The 231-nt window shown below is 64.9% G+C and carries 1 protein-coding gene; it reads right to left on the bottom strand.

Annotated features, from left to right (window positions below; translation table 11 throughout):
• Positions 1 to 231, bottom strand: a 231-nt coding sequence (locus SB756_RS36045; protein WP_410914040.1) for an FAD-binding protein, incomplete at both ends; no start/stop codon positions are given.

The following is a 231-nucleotide window of genomic DNA, read 5'->3' as shown; positions in this document are numbered from 1 at the left end:
GGCTGTGCTCGACGGTGAAACGCACGGCGTCTTCGTTGCACAGGCCACCGCCAGCGTTAAGGGTGTCTTCGACGTGGGATTGCACGGTGTCTGTGTCGTCCAGCACCGCAGCAACGCCGCCCTGAGCCCAGAAGGTCGAGCCGTTGGCCAGGTCGCCTTTGCTCAAAACCGCTATACGCAAATGGCTGGGCAGGGTCAGGGCCAAGCTCAAGCCGGCGGCGCCGCTGCCGA

It is taken from the genome of Pseudomonas sp. SIMBA_068, assembly GCF_046534705.1.
Taxonomy (GTDB): domain Bacteria; phylum Pseudomonadota; class Gammaproteobacteria; order Pseudomonadales; family Pseudomonadaceae; genus Aquipseudomonas; species Aquipseudomonas putida.
Note: the sequence above shows the minus strand (reverse complement) of the source record. Positions and strands in the feature narration are given on the sequence as shown.